This window comes from Sinomonas cyclohexanicum, from assembly GCF_020886775.1.
GTDB lineage: Bacteria > Actinomycetota > Actinomycetes > Actinomycetales > Micrococcaceae > Sinomonas > Sinomonas cyclohexanicum.
Window position 1 is genome coordinate 545,838 of the sequence record NZ_AP024525.1, and the last position, 21,293, is coordinate 567,130.

General features: G+C 70.6%; 19 protein-coding genes and 1 other RNA gene. 6 read left to right on the forward strand and 14 right to left on the reverse strand.

Annotation, left to right across the window (positions count from 1 at the left end; translation table 11 throughout):
* Genes purL through purS form a run of 3 tightly spaced genes read right to left on the reverse strand, consistent with a single transcriptional unit; the run spans position 1 to position 3,379 of the window.
* The gene (gene purL / locus SCMU_RS02680; RefSeq protein WP_443020203.1) at positions 1–2,349 is read right to left on the reverse strand and encodes a phosphoribosylformylglycinamidine synthase subunit PurL; all 2,349 of its coding nucleotides are present in this window, start codon (positions 2,347–2,349) and stop codon (positions 1–3) included.
* Positions 2,346–3,122: a phosphoribosylformylglycinamidine synthase subunit PurQ gene (gene purQ / locus SCMU_RS02685; RefSeq protein ID WP_229231452.1), complete on the reverse strand. Its 777-nt coding sequence runs from the start codon at positions 3,120–3,122 to the stop codon at positions 2,346–2,348. The genes purL and purQ overlap by 4 nt, the downstream gene beginning before the upstream one ends.
* Entirely contained in the window at positions 3,119–3,379 is a 261-nt protein-coding gene (gene purS, locus SCMU_RS02690; protein WP_229231453.1) for a phosphoribosylformylglycinamidine synthase subunit PurS, read from the reverse strand. Before purS ends, purQ begins: the two co-directional genes overlap by 4 nt.
* 162 nt (positions 3,380–3,541) lie before the next feature.
* Between purS and SCMU_RS02695 the strand changes: the two genes are divergently transcribed.
* Positions 3,542–5,209: an exo-alpha-sialidase gene (locus SCMU_RS02695; RefSeq protein ID WP_229231455.1), complete on the forward strand. Its 1,668-nt coding sequence runs from the start codon at positions 3,542–3,544 to the stop codon at positions 5,207–5,209.
* 131 nt (positions 5,210–5,340) lie between these two features.
* Positions 5,341–5,763 (forward strand): YchJ family protein, encoded by a 423-nt coding sequence (locus SCMU_RS02700; RefSeq protein WP_229231457.1) that lies wholly within the window; start codon positions 5,341–5,343, stop codon positions 5,761–5,763.
* Between the two features lie 140 nt (positions 5,764–5,903).
* On the opposite strand, the gene SCMU_RS02705 is transcribed toward SCMU_RS02700, so the two are convergent.
* Entirely contained in the window at positions 5,904–6,053 is a 150-nt protein-coding gene (locus SCMU_RS02705; protein WP_229231458.1) for a hypothetical protein, read from the reverse strand.
* 299 nt (positions 6,054–6,352) lie between these two features.
* On the opposite strand from SCMU_RS02705, the gene SCMU_RS02710 reads away from it, so the two are divergent.
* Positions 6,353–6,673: a hypothetical protein gene (locus SCMU_RS02710; protein WP_229231459.1), complete on the forward strand. Its 321-nt coding sequence runs from the start codon at positions 6,353–6,355 to the stop codon at positions 6,671–6,673.
* 194 nt (positions 6,674–6,867) lie between these two features.
* Positions 6,868–9,978, forward strand: a complete 3,111-nt coding sequence (locus SCMU_RS02715) for a S8 family serine peptidase (protein ID WP_229231460.1) — start codon at positions 6,868–6,870, stop codon at positions 9,976–9,978.
* Positions 9,979–10,113: 135 nt separating this feature from the next.
* Here the strand turns inward: SCMU_RS02715 and SCMU_RS02720 are convergent, their stop codons facing one another.
* The 4 genes from SCMU_RS02720 to SCMU_RS02735 form a co-directional block, all read right to left on the reverse strand.
* Entirely contained in the window at positions 10,114–11,139 is a 1,026-nt protein-coding gene (locus SCMU_RS02720; RefSeq protein ID WP_229231461.1) for a DUF6226 family protein, read from the reverse strand.
* A 28-nt stretch (positions 11,140–11,167) separates the two neighbouring features.
* Positions 11,168–12,118, reverse strand: a complete 951-nt coding sequence (locus tag SCMU_RS02725; protein WP_229231462.1) for a 3-methyladenine DNA glycosylase — start codon at positions 12,116–12,118, stop codon at positions 11,168–11,170.
* 315 nt (positions 12,119–12,433) lie between these two features.
* On the reverse strand, positions 12,434–12,961 hold the full coding sequence (locus tag SCMU_RS02730; RefSeq protein WP_229231463.1) for a hypothetical protein: 528 nt from the start codon (positions 12,959–12,961) through the stop codon (positions 12,434–12,436).
* Between the two features lie 52 nt (positions 12,962–13,013).
* Complete coding sequence (locus SCMU_RS02735; protein WP_229231465.1) at positions 13,014–13,493, reverse strand: MarR family winged helix-turn-helix transcriptional regulator; 480 nt, start codon at positions 13,491–13,493, stop codon at positions 13,014–13,016.
* A gap of 78 nt (positions 13,494–13,571) precedes the next feature.
* Here SCMU_RS02735 and SCMU_RS02740 point away from each other — a divergent pair, with 78 nt between their 5' ends.
* Positions 13,572–13,796 carry a hypothetical protein gene (locus SCMU_RS02740; RefSeq protein ID WP_229231466.1) on the forward strand — a complete coding sequence of 75 codons (225 nt, stop codon included), beginning with the start codon at positions 13,572–13,574 and terminating at the stop codon, positions 13,794–13,796.
* Positions 13,797–13,867: 71 nt separating this feature from the next.
* Positions 13,868–14,098: a hypothetical protein gene (locus SCMU_RS02745; protein ID WP_229231467.1), complete on the forward strand. Its 231-nt coding sequence runs from the start codon at positions 13,868–13,870 to the stop codon at positions 14,096–14,098.
* An 82-nt stretch (positions 14,099–14,180) separates the two neighbouring features.
* On the opposite strand, the gene SCMU_RS02750 is transcribed toward SCMU_RS02745, so the two are convergent.
* The 6 genes from SCMU_RS02750 to SCMU_RS02775 form a co-directional block, all read right to left on the reverse strand.
* Complete coding sequence (locus SCMU_RS02750; protein WP_229231469.1) at positions 14,181–15,494, reverse strand: aspartate kinase; 1,314 nt, start codon at positions 15,492–15,494, stop codon at positions 14,181–14,183.
* Positions 15,495–15,600: 106 nt separating this feature from the next.
* Positions 15,601–16,626, reverse strand: coding sequence for an isopenicillin N synthase family dioxygenase (locus SCMU_RS02755; RefSeq protein WP_229231471.1), 1,026 nt, complete (start codon positions 16,624–16,626; stop codon positions 15,601–15,603).
* Positions 16,627–16,680: 54 nt separating this feature from the next.
* The gene (gene recR / locus SCMU_RS02760; RefSeq protein ID WP_229231472.1) at positions 16,681–17,280 is read right to left on the reverse strand and encodes a recombination mediator RecR; all 600 of its coding nucleotides are present in this window, start codon (positions 17,278–17,280) and stop codon (positions 16,681–16,683) included.
* A gap of 1,280 nt (positions 17,281–18,560) precedes the next feature.
* Positions 18,561–20,228 carry a DNA polymerase III subunit gamma and tau gene (locus SCMU_RS02765; protein ID WP_229231474.1) on the reverse strand — a complete coding sequence of 556 codons (1,668 nt, stop codon included), beginning with the start codon at positions 20,226–20,228 and terminating at the stop codon, positions 18,561–18,563.
* 53 nt (positions 20,229–20,281) lie between these two features.
* An RNA gene (gene ffs / locus SCMU_RS02770) (signal recognition particle sRNA small type) lies at positions 20,282–20,378 on the reverse strand.
* 43 nt (positions 20,379–20,421) lie between these two features.
* Positions 20,422–21,189 (reverse strand): hypothetical protein, encoded by a 768-nt coding sequence (locus SCMU_RS02775; RefSeq protein ID WP_229231475.1) that lies wholly within the window; start codon positions 21,187–21,189, stop codon positions 20,422–20,424.
* Between the last annotated feature and the right edge of the window lie 104 nt (positions 21,190–21,293).

The window sequence follows — 21,293 nt, forward strand, 5'->3', positions numbered from 1 at the left end:
CTAGCCGAAGTACTTCGGCAGCGTTTCCTCGTGGACCTCGCGGAGCTCGTTGATCGGCAGGTCGAAGAGCCCCTGCACCTCAAGGCTCGTGGCCAGCACGTCGACGATGCCGAGGCGCGCCACCGGGTAGTTGCGCGCGGTGGCCATGTCGTTGAATCGGACCTCCTCCGAGCGCGGCACCGCCACGAGGGCACGGCCCTGCGACTCCGAGAAGAGCGCCGTGAACGCGTCCACGCCGTCCCGCTCGCACAGCTCGTCGAGGGCCACGCGGGCGCCCACACCGAAGCGCAGCGCCATCTCGGCCAGCGCGGCGGCGAGGCCGCCCTCGGAGAGGTCGTGCGCGGCGTCGACCATGCCGTCGCGGGAGGCGTTGATGAGGATCGCGCCGAGCGTCTTCTCCGCCTCGAGGTCCAGCTTCGGCGGGAGGCCGCCGAGGTGGCCGCGCAGGTTCGCGAACTCGGAGCCGTCCAGCTCGTCGCGGGTGGTGCCGAGCAGGTAGATCGCCTGGCCGTCCGCGTTCTTCTGCCAGCCCGACGGCGTGCGGCGGGCAACGTCGTCGAACTTGCCCAGGACGCCTACCACGGGGGTGGGGTGGATCGGCGTCGTGCCCGTCTGGTTGTACAGCGAGACGTTGCCACCGGTCACCGGGATGCCGAGCACCTGGCACGCGTCGGCGAGGCCGCGCACGGCCTCTGCGAACTGCCACATGACCTCGGGGTCCTCGGGGGAGCCGAAGTTGAGGCAGTCGGTCACGCCCATCGGGACGGCGCCGGACGTGGCGACGTTGCGGTACGACTCCGCGAGGGCGAGCTGCGCGCCCGTGTATGGGTCGAGGTAGGCGTAGCGGCCGTTCGCGTCGGTGGAGATCGCGACGCCGAGGCCGGTCTCCTCGTCGACGCGGATCACGCCGGCGTCGTCGGGCGAGGCGAGGGCCGTGTTGCCGCCCACGTAGTGGTCGTACTGCTTGGTGACCCAGGACTTGTCGCACATGTTCGGGCTCCCCATGAGCTCGAGCACGGCGACCTTGAGTTCCTCGCCGGTGGACGGGAGGTCCTTGCCCGCCTCGGAAGCGCGGAACGTGTCCTTCTGGACGCCGTCGAGCCACTCGGGGCGGTTGTACGGCCGGTGGTACACGGGGCCCTCATGGGCAACCGTGCGCGGGTCCACGTCCACGATCGTCTCGCCGTCCCACGTGATGATGAGCCGGCCGTCCTCGGTGACCTCGCCGAGCCACGAGTACTCGACGTTCCACTTCTCCATGACCTTCTCGAACGCCTCGACGTTCTCCGGGGTCACGATCGCCATCATGCGCTCCTGCGACTCCGACATGAGGATCTCGCCGGGGGTCAGGGTGGGGTCGCGGAGGAGGACGCTGGTCAGCTCGACCCGCATGCCGCCATCCCCGTTGGACGCGAGCTCACTCGTGGCGCACGAGATGCCGGCGGCGCCGAGGTCCTGGATGCCCTCCACGAGGGAGTGCTTGAAGAGCTCGAGGCAGCACTCGATGAGCACCTTCTCTGCGAACGGGTCGCCGACCTGGACGGCGGGGCGCTTGCTCGGCTTCGAGTCGTCGAAGGACTCCGAGGCCAGCACCGAGGCGCCGCCGATCCCGTCGCCGCCCGTGCGGGCGCCGAACAGCACGACCTTGTTGCCCTCGCCCGAGGCGTTGGCGAGGCGCAAATCCTCGTGCCGGAGCACGCCGACGGCGAGCGCGTTGACGAGCGGGTTGGCCTGGTAGACCGAGTCGAAGACGACCTCGCCCCCGATGTTCGGCAGGCCGAGGGAATTGCCGTATCCGCCGATGCCGGAGACGATGCCGTGCACGAGGCGGGCCGTGTCCGGGTGGTCGATCGCGCCGAAGCGCAGCGGGTCCATGACGGCCACGGGACGGGCGCCCATCGAGATGATGTCGCGGACGATTCCGCCGATGCCGGTCGCGGCGCCCTGGTACGGCTCCACGAAGGACGGGTGGTTGTGGGACTCGACCTTGAACGTCACGGCCCAGCCGTCGCCGAGGTCGGTCACACCGGCGTTCTCGCCGATGCCCACCATCATGTCCTTCTTCATCTCGTCGGTGAGCTTCTCGCCGAACTGGCGCAGGTGCACCTTGGAGGACTTGTAGGAGCAGTGCTCGCTCCACATGACCGAGTACATCGCGAGCTCCGCCGCGGTGGGGCGACGGCCGAGGAGCTTGACGATCTCCTCGAACTCGTTCTGCTTCAGGCCCAGCTCGGCCCACGGGAGCTCGGTGTCCGGGGTCTGCCCGGCGTGCTCGACCGTGTCGATGTTGAACTTCTTGGCGGGCACTGCGTTGGTGTTCACGGTGCTGGTCTCGTTCCCTGCGGTCACTTGGTGCCTCCCACGAGGGTGGTCAGGACGGACGTGAAGAAGCCGAGCCCGTCGGTCGAGTAGCCGGCCGTATCCGGATCCAGCGGCCCGAAGCCCGGCTCCACGGCGTGCTCCGGGTGCGGCATGAGGCCCACGACGTTTCCGGCGGCGTTCGTGATGCCCGCGATGTTGCGACGCGAGCCGTTGGGGTTCCAGCCGACGTAGCGGAACGCGACGCGCCCCTCGCCCTCGAGCTCGTCGAGGGTCTTCTCGTCCGCGACGTACTGGCCGTCCTGGTTCTTCAGGACGATGGTGATCTCCTGGCCGGCCTCGTACTGGTTGGTCCACGCGGTCCGGTTGTTCTCGACGCGCAGCACCTGGTCGCGGCAGATGAACTTGAGGTGGTCGTTCTTGACCATCGAGCCCGGGAGCAGGTGGGACTCGGTGAGGATCTGGAAGCCGTTGCAGATGCCCAGGACGGGGAGCTTCGCGTCCGAGTTGGCCGCGTCGATGATCTTGCCCATGAGCGGGGCGAACCGCGCGATCGCGCCGGCGCGGAGGTAGTCGCCGTAGGAGAACCCGCCGGGGAGCACGACGGCGTCGACGTCGCGCAGCGCACCAGGATCAGTGTCGGCGTGCCACAGCGGCACGGCGGTGGCGCCTGCGAGGCGGACGGCGCGCGCCGCGTCGCGGTCGTCGAGGGTGCCGGGGAAGGTGACGACGCCGATCCTCGCTCCCGTCAGGGGCGCGGACTCGGGGGCGCCGAGGTCTGCGATGAGGGGGATCTCGCTCATGCCTGCGAGTCCTCGAGCACCTCGACGTTCACGACGTCCTCGATGACCGGGTTGGAGAGCATCGTTGCGGCGGCATTGCGGGCCTGCTCGAGGATCTCGTCGGTGACGGGGCCCTCGACGGTCAGTTCGAAGCGCTTGCCCTGGCGCACGCCGCTGAACGCGGTGAAGCCGAGGCGCGGCAGCGCCCCGACGATCGCCTTCCCCTGCGGGTCGAGAATCTCGGGCTTGGGCATGACGTCGACAACGATCCGCGGCATCGAAAGAGGCTCCTGTGCATAGGGGGGATTGCACCCTGATTCTACCGGAGAGCCTCAAGGCGGCCGTGACATCCCTGCGTCACCGAGTGCGAGGGTCTCGACAGTGACGTGGGTCATAGGTAGTTTGTGGGATGTCCAACATCAAATCTATCTGGGAGAGACATGGACATCACCAACAGCACGCACGCACGACGCCGGGCGCGCGCTCCGCTTGCCGGACTAGGCGCCGTCGTGCTCGCCGCGGGGACGCTCGCGGCCGGTGCGCTGCCGGCACAGGCCGTACCCGGCACAGGCAACAACGATGCGCCCGGGCACTTCAGCAGCCAGGTCCTCGCGTCCAACGGGGACAATGCGATCGATCCGGTGCTCGGCAAGTACTACCGGATCGTGGGCCTCGCGAGCCTCGGCAACGGCGTCGTGCTCGCCTCGTACGACGGCCGTCCGACCGGCGGCGATTCGCCGGCGCCGAACTCGATCGTCCAGCGCCGCAGCACTGACGGCGGCAAGACGTGGGGCGCGCCGACGTTCATCGCCCGCGGGCAGGTGTCGGCCCCCGGCGTGCAGCGCTACGGCTTCAGCGACCCGAGCTACGTCGTGGACCGCGAGACCGGCACGATCTTCAACTTCCACGTCTATTCGAAGGACGCGGGCTTCGCATCCAGTCGGCTCGGCAACGACGACGCCGACCGCATGGTCATCAGCTCCGAGGTCTCCGTCTCGACCGACGGCGGTCAGACCTGGTCCACCGACCCCGCGAACCAGCCCACGCTGCCGACCCCTACGTCCTACCCGGCCGGGTCGGAGTACGCGGGCTTCGCGGGCCCGCTCATCACGAACGTCGTCAAGCCGGTGGGCACTACGGTGAACGGCGTGGCCAACGTGGGCGGCGTCGTGGGCCAATTCGCGTCCTCCGGCGAGGGAATCCAGCTCCAGTACGGTGCGCACAAGGGACGGCTCATCCAGCAGTTCGCCGGCACGATCGTCCAGGCGGACGGGTCGAAGCAGATCCAGGCCTACAGCGTCTACTCCGACGACCACGGCAAGAGCTGGACCATGGGCAAGCCCGTGGGGACCTCGATGGATGAGAACAAGGTCGTGGAGCTCTCCAACGGCGACGTCATGCTCAACTCGCGGGACAGCGCGGGAGGCGGCGGCCGCCGCATCGCGATCTCGCATGACGGCGGCGAGACCTACGGCCCCGTCACGTACGACCACGCGCTGACGGACCCGCGCAACAACGCGGGCATCACCCGCATGTTCCCGGACGCGCCCGAGGGGTCCGCGGACGCGAAGAAGCTCCTCTTCTCGAACGCGGACAACCCGCCGTTCTCCCGCATCAATGGCACCATCCGCTACTCGTGCGACGATGGCGCCACCTGGAGCACGTCCCGCGCCTTCGCGCCGGGGCTTCCGACGAGCTACTCGACCGTGACCCCGCTCGGGAACGGCCAGTACGGCGTCCTCTACGAGGGCGCCAACAACACGATCACGTTCGACACATTCGACGCCCAGTGGCTCGGCCCGCTGTGCGGCTCGCTGAGGTCTGACGGCGCACAGGTCGCCCCCGGTGCCTCTGCGGACGTCACGTTCACGGTCACCAACAGCGACGACCACGCGTTCTCGCGCGGCACGGTCTCCCTGTCGCTCCCGGCCGGCTGGACCGCGGCCAACGCGGACGTCCCCGCGCTCCCTGCTGGCTCGAGTGCGACCGTGGCTGTGCGCGTGACCGCCCCGGCCGACGCCAAGGCCGGCACCGTGACGGGCCGCGCTGAGTTCACAGCCGCGCAGGGTCACCTCGACGTCAAGGTCCCGGTGACGGTAACCCCGTAGCCCCCCCACCCCACGTTGAGGGGTCACTTCCCCGGTGAGGGGTCACTTCCCGCGTGAGGGGTCACATCGGCCCGTGGGATCTGACCCCTCACCGGGGATGTGACCCTTCAGCGGGTGGCTAGGCTGGCCGCGTGACCCTCGACCCTGAATCGCGCTGCCCATGCGGCACCGGCGACACCTACGCGGCCTGCTGCGGCCGGTACCACGCCGGCCTCGCCACGGGGACCGGCGCCCCGACGGCGGAGGCCCTCATGCGCTCGCGCTACAGCGCGTTCGCCGCCGGCGACGCGGCTGCCGCCGACTACCTCCTCGCCACCTGGCACCCGTCCACCCGCCCGGCCACGCTCGAACTCGACGATTCGATGCAGTGGCGACGACTCGACGTCGTGCGCACGACGGCGGGCGGCCCCTTCGACGCGGACGGCACCGTGGACTTCGCGGCCCACTACACGGACCGTGCGCAGCACAAGGGACAACGCGGGGTGCTGCGCGAGCACTCGCGGTTCGTCCGCGAGGACGGCCGGTGGTTCTACGTGGACGGGGACGTCGCCTAGAGCGGGGCCGAAGGCAGCGTGAACAGCGGAAAAGGGGCGCGCCGCGTGCGGCACGCCCCTCGTTGGCATCTGGCTTTCTGTTGAGTTCTTGACGGATTCGGGCCCCTGGTGTGTCCGGACCGCGTTGAGGGCTCGAGGCCTCAACCCTCCTGCGGTTTCCCGGCGTCCTTGTCCTGCGCTTTCTGTGCCTCCCTGTCGTCCTTGACTTTCTGGAGAACCATGCGCGTGAGACCGGTGGCGACAGCAAGGGCCATGACTACGGGCAAAGCGCTTCTGGGCTTCGCGGCCATCTCCCCAGCTCTCCTTGCGGTGCTCGATCGCGTACCCGGGAATTTACTCTCCGCTAGGGCCGAAAGAACCCTATGAATAGGGCATTTTTTTGTGAGCTATTCATGAGACATGCTATGTCGACTTGTGTAGTCAGGGAGTAGACGCCGATCCTGACGTCCGCGATGCGGGTCGCGGCCGCGTAGCCGTTCACCGAGGCCGTGGCCCGACCGCGGGCAACTTCGCCCCGCTCGTGCCCTCGGGCGCTGGCAACTGCCGCTGGACGGACCTCGCGCCGGCGACCAGATTGTCGTCCTCCACCGTGGGCAACGCGGGCAACGTCTCGCTCACTTCCGTGGCGGCCGACGGCGCGCCCTTCCCCGCGGGTGACCTCGCCTTGGGCGCCTCGAGCGTCGCGCAGGCGACGCTCAGGCTGACCCGGACGGTCGTTGATGCAGGCGCGGCCTCGCCGATCGAGCTCGGCCTCGCCTTCAAGTACGTCGCCGCCACGCTCGGCAACGAGGTGAGCCTCATCCTGCCGGAGGGCACGAAGAACGGCGCCGACACCCTCGTGGTGCTCGATTCCGAGGGCCGCCAGGTGGGCTTCGGCACGCTCCACGTGACGCCGATGGGCATGCTCTGACACTGCGGGAGCAGAGAATGGAGGCGTCCCAGTCACCGGACGCCTCCATTTTCGTCATATGCCTGTGTCATTCCTGTGCAGAAACTTGGATTTAGCACCCAATTGACTGGTATGAAGCAGACGTTTCGGGTAGCTTAGGGGCCATTCCGCCCGTGGCGGAAGTCACATCCTCGCCCCCATGAAAGGTCCCCCGCGTGAAGAGAGAACCCCTTCCCGGCGCAAGGCCGCGGCGAGCGCGTCTGGCAGCGCTCGCCGTCGGCCTTCCGCTCGCCCTCAGCGGCCTCGCGCTTCCCGCGAACGCCGCGCCCGACATCACCCCGAGCGCACCCTCGGCCTCTCCGGCGTCCGTGGATTCCGGCAAGGTCTACCAGGACGGCCGGTACATCGTGGTCCTCGCGGAAGAGGCCGTGGCAGCCTACGACGGGGGCACCCCCGGCTACGCCGCCACCAAGCCGGACAAGGGCCGCAAGGTCGATGCCGCTGCCCCGAACGTCAAGGCCTACGACGCGCACCTGCGGAAGGCCCAGCGCGACCTCGCCGGCAAGCACGGGCTCGGCGTCGGCCAGCAGTTCACGACGGCGCTCAACGGCTTCACCGCCGAGCTCACCGGCGAGCAGGCCGCCCAGCTCGCGAAGGACACCGCCGTCCTCACGGTGGCCCTGGACGAGCAGCACGCCCCCGACTACACCAGCAACGACTTCATGAAGCTCACCGGGGCCCAGGGCTCGTGGGCCACCCAGTTCGGCGGCAAGGAGGGCGCCGGCAAGGGGACCGTGGTCGGCGTCATCGACACCGGCTACACGCCGTCCAACCCGTTCCTCACCGGGGACCCGGTCAGGCCCCTCGCCCAGGGCGCCACGCCCCAGGTCGGCGTGCCGTACCTCGACTCCGACGGCGCGATTGCCATGCTCAAGGGCGACGGCCAGACGTTCAAGGGCGAGTGCCAGAAGGGCGCCGACACCGGCGCGGCGTTCGACGGCAGCGCGTGCAACTCCAAGGTCCTCTCCGCGCGCTACTTCGCCGACGCCTTCCTCAAGAGCGTCCCGCCGGAGAAGCGTGCGCCCGAGGAACTGATCTCCCCGGTGGACGTGGGCTCCCACGGAACCCACACGGCGTCGACCGCCGCGGGCAACGCGGACGTGAAGATGAGCATCGCCGGCACCGACTTCGGCGTGAGCTCGGGCGTCGCGCCGGCCGCGAAGGTGGCCGTGTACAAGGTGTGCTGGGAGGACACGGATCCGAACACCGGCGGCTGCTACACGTCCGCGTCCGTCCAGGCCATCGAGGCGGCCATCAAGGACGGCGTCGACGTCCTGAACTACTCGATCTCCGGCAACACGGATTCCACCACCGACCCGGTGGCCCTCGCGTTCCTCAACGCGGCCTCTGCGGGCATTTTCGTGGCGAACTCGGCCGGCAACTCCGGCCCGACCGCCTCGACCGTCAACCACGCCGCGCCCTGGGTCACCTCGGTCGCCGCGAGTACGTTCCCGGGCGACCTCGTGGGCACCGTGGTCCTCTCGGACGGCTCGAAGTACCGCGGCGCCACCGTGATGAACGGCGGCGTCGAGGACAAACAGCCCATCATTGCGGCCGACGCCGCCCTGCCGGGTGCCGCCGACGCGAACCTCTGCATGGCCAACAGCCTCGACCCCGCCAAGGTCCAGGGGAAGGTCGTCATCTGCGACCGCGGCGTCAACGCCCGCGTGGACAAGTCCGCCGAGGTCAAGCACGCGGGCGGCGTGGGCATGATCCTCATCAATCTCACCCCGAGCTCCGAGGACTCGGACCTCCATTCCGTCCCGACCATCCACGTCAACGCCCCCGAGGGCCCGGAGCTCAAGGCCAAGGTCGCCAAGGATCCGAGCATCAAGGTGAGCCTCGTCAAGGGAGACCTCACGGGCAAGCCCGCGAACCCTACACCGCAGATCGCCGGGTTCTCCTCGCGCGGCCCGTCGCTGGCCTCCGGCGGCGACCTGCTCAAGCCGGACATCTCCGCGCCGGGCGTCAACGTCCTCGCGGGCGTCTCGCCGATCGCCAACGCGGGCGAGCAGTTCGGCTTCATGTCTGGCACGTCGATGGCCTCCCCGCACATCGCCGGTGTGGGCGCGCTCGTGCTCGGCAAGAACCCGACGTGGTCCCCGGCCATGGTCAAGTCCGCGATGATGACGACGGCGTACCCGCTCGTCAACGCCGATGGCACCCCGAACACGAACCCGTTCGACGGCGGCGCCGGCCACGTGGATACCACCAAGGTCACCGACCCGGGCCTGGTGTACAACGCGGGACCGAAGGACTGGAACGCGTTCGTCAGCGGCACGGTCGCGGCCAAGGACGTCAACCTGCCCTCGATCGCCCTCGGATCGCTCGTCGGCGAGGTCCAGATCAAGCGCCAGGTCACCGCGCTGGTTCCGGGCCTGTACCGGCCTCAGGTCAGCCTCCCGGGCATCGACTTCCACGTCGAGCCGCAGGCGTTGAACTTTGCCAAGGCCGGCCAGACGCGCGAGGTCACGATCACGATCAAGAACGTCTCTGCTGCGGACGGGAAGTTCACCACGGGCTCGCTCTCGTGGGTCGGCCCGCGCACCGTGACCTCGCCGATCGCGATCCGCCCGGTCGAGGCCAAGGTCGACCCGAGCTACAGCTTCTCCTCGGCCACGGGCACTGGCTCCGGCACGTTCACGCTGACCTCGGGCTCCAACAGCCCGATCACCGTGGGCCTCGAAGGCCTCGCGCCGGTCTCGCAGAAGGCGATCACCAAGAAGCCCGGCCCTGTCGCGGCGGCGAACGACGCCTCCAACGGCCTCGTCGCGGTCAGCGTCCCGGCGGGCCAGAAGACCGCGCGGTTCGTGGTCAAGGCCGCCGACGCCAGGACGGACTGGGACCTGTATGTCCTGGCCCCGAACGGCTCCGGCGGGCTCAAGCAGCTCACCGCGGCCACGGGCGCGGCGACGGAGACCCTCGAGGTTCCGAACCCGATACCGGGCACGTACTACGTGATCGCCAACCTGTTCGCGACGCCGGACAACGGCTCCTCGGACGCGACGATCCAGGCGGCCTCCTGGGCCGGCGACGCCGGCAACGCGTCCGTGACGCCCAACCCGATCGTCGCGGCCAACGGCACCCAGACCACGGAGACCCTGTCCTGGAACGGGCTCGCGGCGGGCGCCTACATGGGCCGGTTCACGTTCGGCACGAGTGGCATCAAGAGCTGGATCGACCTCTCGGTCGGCTCGGCCGCGGGCGCCCCGACGCCGGTAGGCGCTCCGTCCATGGCGTCCGTGGACTCCGTCCCCGGGCAGTAGCCAGCCAGACCAGTCACCCGCACCCGGCACTCAGGCTGCCCCGCCGCCGTCGTCCTTCACGGACGCCGGAGGCGGGGCCGCCGCATTGTAGGGTCCCGTCCGAAAGATTGCGGGTCCCGTCCGACGCGTTGTGGGTCAGTTCCCCGCGTCCGCGAGCGGCCACGGCTGCCAACCGCGCGGAAGCGCCGCGAGCCGGGAACGTGCGGCCTCGAGCCTCTCGCCGCCGTGGGCCGCCATCTGACTGCCACCGCTGCCCGACTCGGATCCGTCTGGGAAGGCCATCGCGTGGTCGTACCACCCGGGATCGGGGTCCGCCAGACGTTCGGCAAACCGGCCGCCCACGACAGCGAGCACCGTCTGCTCGAGTGCGTGGAGGTCTGAATCGTTACTGTTCCCACGCGGGAAGTCGCGCGCATAGAGGACACCGGCCTCCAGGGACACGCCCTCCCTGTGCGCTGTGAGGACGAGGGGAGCTGCGTCGGGGGAAGCGGGCTCGAGGTGGACCGTCCAGACGTCGTCGGCCCGTCGCGGTCGCCCCGCAGGAAGCGTGCCGGGGACCGCCGCGACGGCGTAGGTCCGCACGAGGTGCGCGGCGAGGGCCCGGGCCACGGTGTGGAGTGAATCGGGAACAGTAGAGCCTGCAACGTCAGGACTCCTATAGGCGTCCGCGGGCGCGGGCGGTGTAGGACGGGGGATCTCGAGCGGCGGCGGGTAGACCGCGGTCGACCAGACGTGGAGGAGATCGTCGAACAGCCGCAGTTGGCTATCGGTCGCCTCGCCGAGGCGTTCGAAGGCTGTCCGCGGCGGGATCGAGATCCTCGGTCCCCGCACCTCGTCGCCGTGCCACGCCGCGTCCGATCGCACCGCCACGAGCGCGTTCCCGAGGAAGACGGCCGCCGCCTGGACGAGCTCGGGCGCGGCGGCGATCTCGCGGTGATGGGCTCGCAGGTGGGCCATGAGGGCGGCCGGGTCACCCGCCGTCGTGCGCGGATCGATGCCTGCCGAGACCAGGAAGGCGGCGAAGGGGGCGTAGCCCGCGCGGTGGCGGACGGGCGCGGGCTCGGGGGCAGCGGTGAGCGGTGTATAGGGCGCGCTCCTGCGCGGGACGGCCGGCTCCGCCGTCACGTCGAGGGCTGGCCCGGCGAAGAGGTCCTCGTCCATGGAGCCAGTATGGCGGCGGGCGCGGGCCTCAGGGGAGGACGGCCTCCAACGGAACGAGTACCGCAGCGAGCCGCGCCCGCAGCGCCTCGGCCTCCGCGGCGAAGCCCCGCTGCGCCTCGACGTAGGCCGCCTTGCCCGCGGGCGTCTCGATGGGGATCGGCTCGAAGCCCCAGTCCGCGAGGTCGTAGGGCGAGGCCTGCATGTCCATGGTCCGCACTCGCCATGCCAGCTCGAAGCAGTCCATGAGCAGCTCGCCCGGGACCGCCGGACCGAGCTTGTACGCCCACTTGTACAGGTCCATGTTCGCGTGCAGGCAGCCCGGCTGCTCTAGGTCGCGCTGCGTGGCCCGGGTGGGCTGGAGCTCGTTGAGCGGCGCGGCGTCGGGAGAGTAGAAGCGGAACGCGTCGAAGTGCGTGCAGCGGATCCGATGCCTCTCGACTACCCGGTCCGTGCCGTCGGCGCCGAGCCGCAGCGGGAGGTACTCGTGCCGGATCCCGAACTTCTCGCTCCGGTACGCCATGGCCCACTCGTGCAGCCCGAAGCACCCGAAGTTCGCCGGCCGCGCGGCGGTCCCCCGCAGGATGATCCCGCAGAACCGGACGGTCTCCTCGCGCTCGGCGGCGTAGGCGGGCAGGTCGAGCACGACGCCGGTCGCCCCCTCCGCGAGCCCGACCGCCTCCCGCTCGGCATGGGTCAGTGCGCGGTAGTGCTTCCAGTCGATGCGCTCCCGTGCGGCGTCGCCGGTGAGCGCGACCCCCGCCCCCGGGTGCCAGCGGCCCAGCTGGCCGGGCTTGTGCGTGTAGTAGGTGAAGAGGAAGTCCTCGATGGGGTGCTTCTTCCCGGCGTTGCGGCGGGCGACGAACGGCTCGGCGAACCGTGCCGCTCGCTCCGCGTGGGCACGCGCGCGGGGGAGCCACTCGTCCTCGGTGAGGACTCGGTGGACCGACGCGGCATGGCTCGGCTGGACGGGGGTGGGCACCTGTCGATTATCCCCGAGGACGCGCCTACCATGTCCGCATGTCACGGGCACTGGTCCTCGGCTCTGGCGGGCAGACGGGGCTCGCGTGCGGTTCTGCTCACACTCGCGGCCAAGGACGGCGTATGCGAGCGCGGAGGGCAGGTGGTGGCGCCCACCGTGAGCAGAATCGCGCACACCGCGGCGGGCGAACCGAATCAAGGCCATCGGCACGCGGGCGTGAGGGCGACCCGAGCACTGGCCCCTCATCGTAGGGACATGACTCCCCATCGTTCGGGGTCACAGTTCGGGGTCACACGCTGAGCGGCGGCGGCGGGGTCAGACCGCGCCGCCGGGGGCTCCGAGGAGCGGCTCCGCCGCGGACCATTCGGCGATCCCGCATCCGTCCGTGCGGGTGAAGCGCCGGTTGATGGACGCGCCGCCCACCGTCCCGGTGACGGTGGCCACCTCGGGGCCGCCGTACTGCTGGGTGCACAGTCGGTTCCGCGGCGGCGGCGCGAGCAGCTCGGGGCGCGCCGCGACGAGCGCGCACGCTGGACCCGCCGCCGGGTGCGTGCTGCCGGGAAGCGCGTCCGGGCCCGAGCAGCGCAGCTTCCACCGCTGTTCCGCATCGCCTGGCGCCCGCACGACGACGACCTCCAGCTCCGCGGTCACCGCGCCGGGGCCGCCGCTCGGCGACCCGGAGGGGGAGGGGGGTGCCCCGCCGGTGGAGGGGGGCGCTGTCGTCCGGGATTCTGACGGATTCGGCGCCGATCCTCCCGGTCCCGCGGCGCACGCGGTGAGGACCGCGGTGTATGCAGCGAAGCCGAGCAGGGCCGGAAGCCAGAGGCCAGCCGTACGCCGCATGTGAGGCTCCTTTGTCGGCACGTCGTGGTTCCCACTGTCCCACAGGCCGGGCTTAACCGTGCGCGAGGGATCCCTCAACGGCGTCGGCCTCGCGGCTGGCCTGGGCCGCGGCGATGAGCCGCATCATGGACCCGTGAAGCTCGGCGGCCTCGTCGCGGGTGATGTTGAGCCGGGCCATCATCGTGGTCGGCACGGAGAGTGCCTGCTCGCGCAGCGCGGCTCCGCGCGGGGTCAGCGCGACGTCGAGCGCGCGCTCGTTGCCCTTCCTCCGGGTGCGGGTCAGCAGCCCCGCGTCCCCGAGCCTCTTGAGCAGGGGGGTCACCGTGGCGGGCTCGAGGAGCAGCGCCTCGCTGATCTCCTTCACGGTCCGCGGAGACTGCTCCCAGAGCGCCAGCATCACCAGATACTGGGGGTGGGTGATGCCGAGCTTGTCCAGGACGGGGCGGTAGGAGGCGATGACGCTGCGGCTCGCGAGGGCCAGGGCGTAGCAGAGCTGCCGCTCGAGGAGGAGGTCGTCGTCGGTGGTAGCCATCACGCATCCTTCATTAGTTAGTGCACTAACAATCAGGGTACTATCTATCACAGGGACTTGCAGGAAAGGGAGGACGCCATGTCCGGGGAGAACTTCGCACAGAAGCTCATGCGCGCCACAGGGAAGCTTCTGTACTTCTACGGGCCGGCCAACCGCAGCTCGGCCACCCACGAGATGACCGAGGACAACAAGCGCCTCCTCGTCCAGCGCCAGGCCGAGGCCCAGCAGTTCGAGACCATCACGCGGCCGGACGGCAGCACCTACGTGGTGCCGAAGAACCCCGACGACCAGTCGCTGCGCTGACCCGCGCCACCCCTGAGATCCAGGTCACGCCGGGCGTACAATGGCCGGTACTGGAAAGGGGGTGAGAAGAGATGCCCCATACGCACAAGGTTCTCGACACCTTCATGCATGTCACCGAGCGTGCCGCGGCCGTGTGGGGACCGGCGACGCACAGCGACCTCGATGCGCCGGTGGTCCACAAGCACGACGACTTCGAAGACGCTTCGGAGACCGAGCTCCGCACCTTCGACGTCGAGACTGACACCGAAGGACACCACTACGCCGTCCGCAAGGACGAGAAGCCCCCGATGACCCACAGCTAGCTGCAGGAGTACGACGGCGGCCGGTCGCCCCACACTCGGGGTGACCGGCCGCCGTCGTACGCTCAGACGCGCTCGACCAGAGTCAGCGGCCCGTGCCGCCGTAGACGGTCGCCTCCGACTCGGCGTCGAGGTTGAAGGCGGAGTGGATGGCGCGGACGGCGTCGTCCAGCAGATCCGCGCGGGTCACCACGGAGATGCGGATCTCCGAGGTAGAGATCATGTTGATGTTGATCCCGGCGTCGGAGAGGGCCTGGAAGAACGTCGCGGACACGCCCGGGTTGGAGCGCATGCCAGCGCCGATGAGGGAGAGCTTGCCGATCTCGGCGTTGTACTCGATGTCCTCGAAGCCGATCTCGGACTGCGCGGCGCGCAGGGCCGCGAGGGCCTCCGCGCCCTCGACGATGGGCAGGGTGAAGGAGATGTCCGTCTTGCCGCGGCCGAACGTGGAGATGTTCTGCACGATCATGTCCACGTTCGCGTGCGCCTTGGCGATGACCTGGAAGATCGCGGCCGCCTTGCCGGGGATGTCCGGGACGCCCACCACGGTGACCTTGGCCTCGGAGCGGTCATGTGCGACGCCGGAGATGATGGGCTGTTCCAAAGCGACTCCCTCGCTGATGGTGATCTTGTCGTCAGGGCTGGGCAGCACCCAGGTCCCCTCGTGGTTGCTGAACGAGGAGCGAACGTGCACTGGCACCCCGAAGCGGCGCGCGTACTCGACGCAGCGCAGGTGGAGGATCTTCGCGCCGGAGGCGGCGAGCTCGAGCATCTCCTCGCTCGAGATGCGGTCGATCTTCTTGGCGGTCGGGACCACCCGCGGATCCGCGGTGAAGACGCCGTCCACGTCCGTGTAGATCTCGCACACGTCCGCGTCGAGCGCGGCGGCGAGCGCCACCGCTGTCGTGTCCGAGCCGCCGCGGCCGAGCGTCGTGATGTCGTGGGACTCACGGCTCACGCCCTGGAAGCCCGCGACGATCGCGATGGCGCCCTTGTCCAAGGCGGTGCGGACGCGGTGCGGGTCGACGTCGATGATGCGCGCCTTGCCGTGGATGCCGTCCGTGATCATGCCGGCCTGGGAGCCGGTGAAGGAGCGGGCCTTCGCGCCGAGCTTGTTGATCGCCATCGCGAGCAGGGCCATCGAGATGCGCTCGCCGGCGGAGAGGAGCATGTCCATCTCGCGCGCCGGGGCCTCGTCCGTGATCTGCCCGGACAGGTCGAGGAGCTCGTCCGTGGTGTCACCCATCGCCGAGACCACGACCACGACCTCGTTGCCCGCGCGCTGCGTGTCCACCACGCGCTGGGCCACCCGCTTGATCCCGGCCGCGTCCGCGACGGAGGAGCCGCCGAACTTCTGGACGATCAGCTGCCGGGCGGGCAGTTCGAGGGGCAACGACATGCGGGCACACTCACAGGGGGCTAGAGACTGCAGGGATGGTCCCCGCCAGTTTACGCTCCGGGCCCAGAGCCGGGTGAATTGTGACCGCTCTGCGGACGCCGTCAGCTCAGCCGACCAGCTCCGGGTAGTGGAGCCTCGCCGTCTCGGGGTGGGCGCGCAGCCAGCCCTTGAGGACGTTCTGGCCATAGGAGGCGAGCATGGGGTTGTGCGGGTCGTCGGAGACGCCGCGGGCCTGGGTGGCGAGGTCAGCGGGGAGCTCAACCTTGTCGATCACGGCGTCGAGGCGCGGCGACCAGAAGAAGGGCACCGAGTAGCGATCCACGCCCGCGGGCGGGGCGGTCACGCGGTGGATCGTGGCCATGAGGTAGCCGTCCGTAGCGACCTCGAGCATCTCTCCGAGGTTCACCACGAGCGCGCCCGGGGTGGGCGGGACGTCGATCCACTCCTCCTGCCCGTAGGGCTGCACTTCGAGGCCGCCCACCTGGTCCTGGAGGAGGAGCGTGACGAAGCCGTAGTCCGCGTGGAGGCCTACGCCTTGCTTGCCGGCCTCGGGGACGATGCCCGTTCCGACGTAGTGCACGAGTTTGCCCATCCACGCAGGGGTTCCGGCGAACGGCTCTGCGAAATGGTCCTCGGGCAGGCCGAGCGAGACGGAGATCGCGGAGAGCAGTTCGGCGCCGACCGTTGACATCAGCTCGGCCCACTCCATGGCGGCCTTCTCGAGGGCCGGGAAGCCGGCCGGCCACTGGTTTGGGCCCTGCAGGTTCAGGTACGGCTGGTCCGCAGGAACGTCCCCGAGCGGGAGGCGCTCGGGGCCGTAGTCGATCTGCTCGCGTGCGTCCGCCCGGCCTCGGGTGACCTCGGTGCCGAGACGGGTGTAGCCGCGGAACTGGGCCGAGTTGCGATTGTCGAGGGCGAGGCGGTCCTCGAGCGGCTGGCGGAAGAACTCGGCCACGGTGTCGAGGAGTTCCTGGTCCTGGCCGGGCCGGGCGCCGTAGCCGATGATCTGGAAGAAGCCGACGTTGTGGGTCGCGTCGCGCAGTGCATCGAGGAAGCCGGGGGTGAAGGCTCCATCGGCGCCCCTGGCCGTCGAGAGGTCGAGGACCGGGATGGACGTGCGTGCAGTGCTCATGAATCCAGCATGCGCCGCGCCTCGGTGGGCGCGTAACAATCTGTCACGAAACGGTTAGCCGATCGCGCTGCGGCGGCCCTCGAACGCCCGTCCGAGGGTGACCTCGTCGGCGTACTCGAGGTCCCCGCCCACCGGCAGCCCCGAGGCGAGCCTTGTGACCGTGACGCCGATGGTCTTGAGCATCCGCGCGAGGTATGTGCTCGTGGCCTCGCCCTCGAGGTTGGGGTTCGTGGCGAGGATGATCTCCGTGACGGTCTCGTCGTTGAGTCGCGTGAGGAGCTCGCGGATGCGCAGCTGGTCCGGCCCGATTCCGGCGATGGGGTTGATCGCGCCCCCGAGCACGTGGTATCGGCCCCGGTAGGCCCGCGTGCGCTCGATCGCGAGCACGTCCTTGGACTCCTCGACGACGCAGATCACACTCGGATCCCGGCGGGGATCGCGGCAGATCGCGCACATGTCCTGCTCGGAGACGTTGCCGCAGATCTGGCAGAACTTCACCCGCTCCTTGACGCCCACGATCGCCGCGGCAAGGCGCTTCATGTCGTCCGCGTCCGCCTCGAGGATGTGGAACGCAAGCCGCTGGGCGGACTTGGGGCCGATGCCGGGCAGCCGGCCGAGCTCGTCGATCAGATCCTGGACTGCGCCTTCATACACCCCACTACGCTATCGCGGCGGTATGACAGTTCCGTCCAGGCCGCGCTCCTCGATGAGCCTGCCGCCGAGGATCCGCTCCACGGCCGCCCGACCGAACAGGGCCGAGTTCTCGATCGTCTCGTCATCCGCGCTCGGGATGTCCTCGACGTAGGGCTGCGGTTGCTCGTCCTGGCCCTGGGCCGCATGGGTCGGCTGATGCTGCGCCTGCGACCTCTCGGCCGCAGCCTTCTGGCTCAGCCGCTCGTACATGCTCAGCTTCCGGCCCGCGTCCTGCGGCGGCTGCGCGGCCTGGGCCGGCTCGACCGGCTGGGCCGTCTGGGCGGGGCGCTGGACGGGTGGTTGGGCGGCGGCCGGCGCGTACGACGGCGATGCTGCCGCCGCCTCGCGCGGCTGCGTCGCCTCGGCAGCGGGGGAGCCCGCCACGGGCGACTGCGTTCCCCGAGGCTCGCTTGCCCGGCCGGTGCGGACGTTGGACTCGGCACCCACGCTCCACACGCCGGGCGTGCTCTCCCGGGCGTACGACCACGGGTCCATCGGCTCGGCAGACTCGTTTGCGGTGGTCTCGCGCGCGGCCGGCGGCTCGGACCGTGGGCCATCCTCCGGCTGCCGAGTCGGGGGCCCGGGAGCCGCCGGCCGGCCCGGCGCGGCGCGGCCGTAGCCCGGATCCTCGGGGTAGGGCTCGTCCCATTCGCCGGGGGGCTCCTCGTCCGAGAACGGGACATCGTCGTAGGGAGCGGGTGCGGCCGCCGACGGGACGCGTGTCCGTGGCGCGGGCGACGGGCGCGTGGCGCCGTCCTCTGCCGTGCGTTCGCCGCGCGTGCGTCCCCGTGGTGGCGTGGCGGCTCCGGTAGGTTCCTGGACCTGCGGGGGAGGCGCCGCATTCTGGGACGCGGCCTTCGCAGGGGTCTCCGTGGCCGGGGCGACCGGCGCCGGCGCGAGGCCCCACGCGACGTCCGCCGCAGACGGGGCAGACGAAACCGGCGGCGCGGTCGGCGCTGGGGGCGTGGTCGGCACCGGCGGAGCAGCCCGTGGGGGTGGCGCCGGGGCAGGCTGGCGCGAGGCCGCGGGTGCCACCGGCGACGGCGCAGGCCTGGGGGCCTCGGGCGCCTGGGGTGCAGCGGCGGACGGGGCCTTCTCGGGCACGGGAGTGCCCGGACGCGGGTCAGCCGGTGCTTTTGGGCGGTGGTCGCCCCCCGCCGTCGGCGCGACGCCGGGGCCATTCCCGCCCGTGACGGCGTCGATCTGGCAGTCGACCCCGAGGACCGTCTGGATGGCCTTGTTCAGGTTCTGGGAGTGGTCGCCGCGGGTGAACGCCGCGGCGAGGCCGGAGGTGCCGAAGGCGAGTGCAAGGGTCCGGCCGTCGAAGCCCGCCACCGACGCGTTCGGGCCCACGAGCGCCCACGAGCTGCGCTTGACCTTCGCGAGCGCGTCGAGGATCTCGGGCCACGCGCGGCGGAACATCTCCACACTCCCGGCCCCGCCCCCTGCGCCGGGGTCGGGGCGTGTGCCACTGAGGTTGGGGCGGGTGGCGCCGAAGTGGGGGGCTGTGCTGCCGAGGTTGGGGCTGGTGGCGCCGAAGTGGGGGGCTGTGCTGCCGAGGTTGGGGCTGATGGCGCCGAAGTGGGGGGCTGTGCTGCCGAGGTAGGGGCTGGTGGCGCCGAGGTCGGGGGCTGTGCTGCCGAGGTCGGGGCCTCGGGCTCGGGCCTCGACTCCGCTTCGCGGCGCTCAACCACCGGCGTGGGCGAGCTGGCGGCGGGAGCCGGCTCGGCGCCGTCGTGCGCGAAGGAGAGGCGGCGCTCGAGCCGGTCCACGCGGGCGGCCCAGCCGCGCTCGCCGGCGTCGGCGGCGGGAAGCATGAGGCGCGCGCAGAGGAGCTCGAGGTGCAGACGCGGGGAGGTGGCGCCTGTCATCTCGTTGAATGCCTCGTTCGTGACGTCCGCGGCGCGGGAGAGCTCGGCGGCGCCGAGGTTCTGCGCTTGGACCCGCATCCGGGCGAGCTGGTCGGCGGGGACGCCGCGCAGGATCGCCTCGGCGGCGTCGGGCAGCGCCTGGACGATGATCAGGTCTCTGAACCGCTCGAGCAGGTCCTCGACGAAGCGCCGCGGGTCGTGGCCGGTCTGGATCACGCGGTCGACGGCGCGGAACACCGTCCCGGAGTCGCCGGCGGCCATGGCGTCCACGACGTCGTCGAGCAGTGCCGCGTGCGTGTACCCGAGAAGGGCTACGGCGAGCTCATAGTCGATGCCGGAGTCCCCGGCGCCGGCCATGAGCTGGTCCAGCACGGACAGCGAATCGCGCACAGACCCGCCGCCCGCGCGGACCACGAGCGAGAGCACGCCCTGCGCGACCGGCACATGCTCGGACGCGCACAGCTGCTCGAGGTACGCGAGCAGCGGCTCGGGCGGCACGAGACGGAACGGATAGTGGTGCGTCCGGGACCGGATGGTGCCGATGACCTTGTCCGGCTCGGTGGTTGCGAAGATGAACTTGATGTGCTCCGGCGGCTCCTCGACGATCTTCAGGAGCGCGTTGAAGCCCGCCGAGGTGACCATGTGGGCCTCGTCGATGATGAAGATCTTGTACCGGTCGCGGACCGGGGCGAACGTGGCGCGCTCGCGGAGGTCGCGCGCGTCGTCGACGCCGCCGTGGCTCGCCGCGTCGATCTCGATGACGTCGAGGGAGCCGGCGCCGCCGCGCGCCAGCTCAACGCAGCTCGGGCACACGCCGCACGGGTCGGGCGTGGGGCCCTGCTCGCAGTTGAGGCAGCGCGCGAGGATGCGGGCCGAGGTGGTCTTGCCGCAGCCGCGCGGGCCGGAGAAGAGGTAGGCGTGGTTGACGCGATTCTTGCGCAGCGCCGTCATGAGCGGCTCGGTGACGTGGTCCTGCCCGATCACGTCCTGGAACGTGTCCGGACGATACCGGCGGTAGAGGGCAGCGGGAGCAGTCACGGAAGAAACCCTACCAATCGGGGCCGGTGCGCGGCCCGGGTTATCCACAGGTACGTAAAGGCCCCTCATGCACCCGCCAGAGCCCACTTACCCTTGCTACCTTCCGGTCCTGGGGGAGTTCAGCAGGATGACGCCACATGAGGGGCCGGGTTCCATCTTAGCGGAGATCTGCGGGTGCCTCGAACCGGCCCGTTCAGCTGCCGCTGGACGGGCTCGGGGTGGGGGTCGGGGTCGTGGTCGGGGCGGACGGTGCAGTCGCCTGCGGCGTCGCCTTCGTCTTCGCGGGGGCCTTCTGGATCGCCTCGGCGAGCTTCTGCACGGCCGCGCCGTAGGTGCCGTCGAGCGCGAGCGACTTGATGGCCTGGGCATCCGCGACCTCCTGCCCGGCGGGAGCGCCGGCGAGCGTCCAGAGGTCCTGCCGCAGCTTCTCGGGCAGGTGCCGGAACGCGGCCGGGTAGCGGTTGACGACGGCGCGGGCCGCGGCCTGCGCGTGCTGCCCGTAGTCGGCGGTGCCGTCCTGCCGGATCACGACGGCGAGCGCCCGCCTCAGCGCGGTCCGCACGGGGTGCTTCGCTGCGGCCGCGGTCCTCGGGGACGCGGTGCCGGGTGTTGCGGACGGCGACGGCGAGGCGTCGCTCGCCGCCGCGGGGGCGACGACTGCAGCAAGCTGCGCAGGGGTCGCGGAGGGCCCGGCGGCGTCGGCGGCGGCGACGTCCGAGTCGAGCCCGTCGAGGGCCGTCAGACTGGCGAGCGACTCCTGGCCGTCCGCGGCCGCCGGGTCAGCCGAGGCTGTGGCGGCCGTGGCGGGCTGCGCAGGCCGCGCCTGCAGGGCGACGGCGGTCCCGCCGCCCGCTAGCAGCGCGGCGGCGATGGCCGAGGTTGCGCCGACGGCCCAGCGGCGCCGGCGTCGGGGAGCGGGGGAGGGGTCCTGAGGGTACATGGCCTTGCCTTTCGTTGTCATGCCACCCATGGTTGCGGCCCCGCGCAAGCGCATTGTTCGGCCAATGTTCGGGAAATGTAAGGCGTGGCCGCGCGCCCGGCCGGGCGGCGCCGTCGTGCGCTTGA

Coding starts and splice junctions, on each gene's coding strand:
- purQ (WP_229231452.1), bottom strand. CDS start 3,122: ATGAGCGAGATCCCCCTCATCGCAGACCTCGGCGCCCCCGAGTCCGCG.
- purS (WP_229231453.1), bottom strand. CDS start 3,379: ATGCCGCGGATCGTTGTCGACGTCATGCCCAAGCCCGAGATTCTCGAC.
- SCMU_RS02695 (WP_229231455.1), top strand. CDS start 3,542: ATGGACATCACCAACAGCACGCACGCACGACGCCGGGCGCGCGCTCCG.
- SCMU_RS02705 (WP_229231458.1), bottom strand. CDS start 6,053: ATGGCCGCGAAGCCCAGAAGCGCTTTGCCCGTAGTCATGGCCCTTGCT.
- SCMU_RS02720 (WP_229231461.1), bottom strand. CDS start 11,139: ATGGACGAGGACCTCTTCGCCGGGCCAGCCCTCGACGTGACGGCGGAG.
- SCMU_RS02730 (WP_229231463.1), bottom strand. CDS start 12,961: ATGCGGCGTACGGCTGGCCTCTGGCTTCCGGCCCTGCTCGGCTTCGCT.
- SCMU_RS02735 (WP_229231465.1), bottom strand. CDS start 13,493: ATGGCTACCACCGACGACGACCTCCTCCTCGAGCGGCAGCTCTGCTAC.
- SCMU_RS02740 (WP_229231466.1), top strand. CDS start 13,572: ATGTCCGGGGAGAACTTCGCACAGAAGCTCATGCGCGCCACAGGGAAG.
- SCMU_RS02745 (WP_229231467.1), top strand. CDS start 13,868: ATGCCCCATACGCACAAGGTTCTCGACACCTTCATGCATGTCACCGAG.
- SCMU_RS02750 (WP_229231469.1), bottom strand. CDS start 15,494: ATGTCGTTGCCCCTCGAACTGCCCGCCCGGCAGCTGATCGTCCAGAAG.
- SCMU_RS02755 (WP_229231471.1), bottom strand. CDS start 16,626: ATGAGCACTGCACGCACGTCCATCCCGGTCCTCGACCTCTCGACGGCC.
- SCMU_RS02775 (WP_229231475.1), bottom strand. CDS start 21,189: ATGACAACGAAAGGCAAGGCCATGTACCCTCAGGACCCCTCCCCCGCT.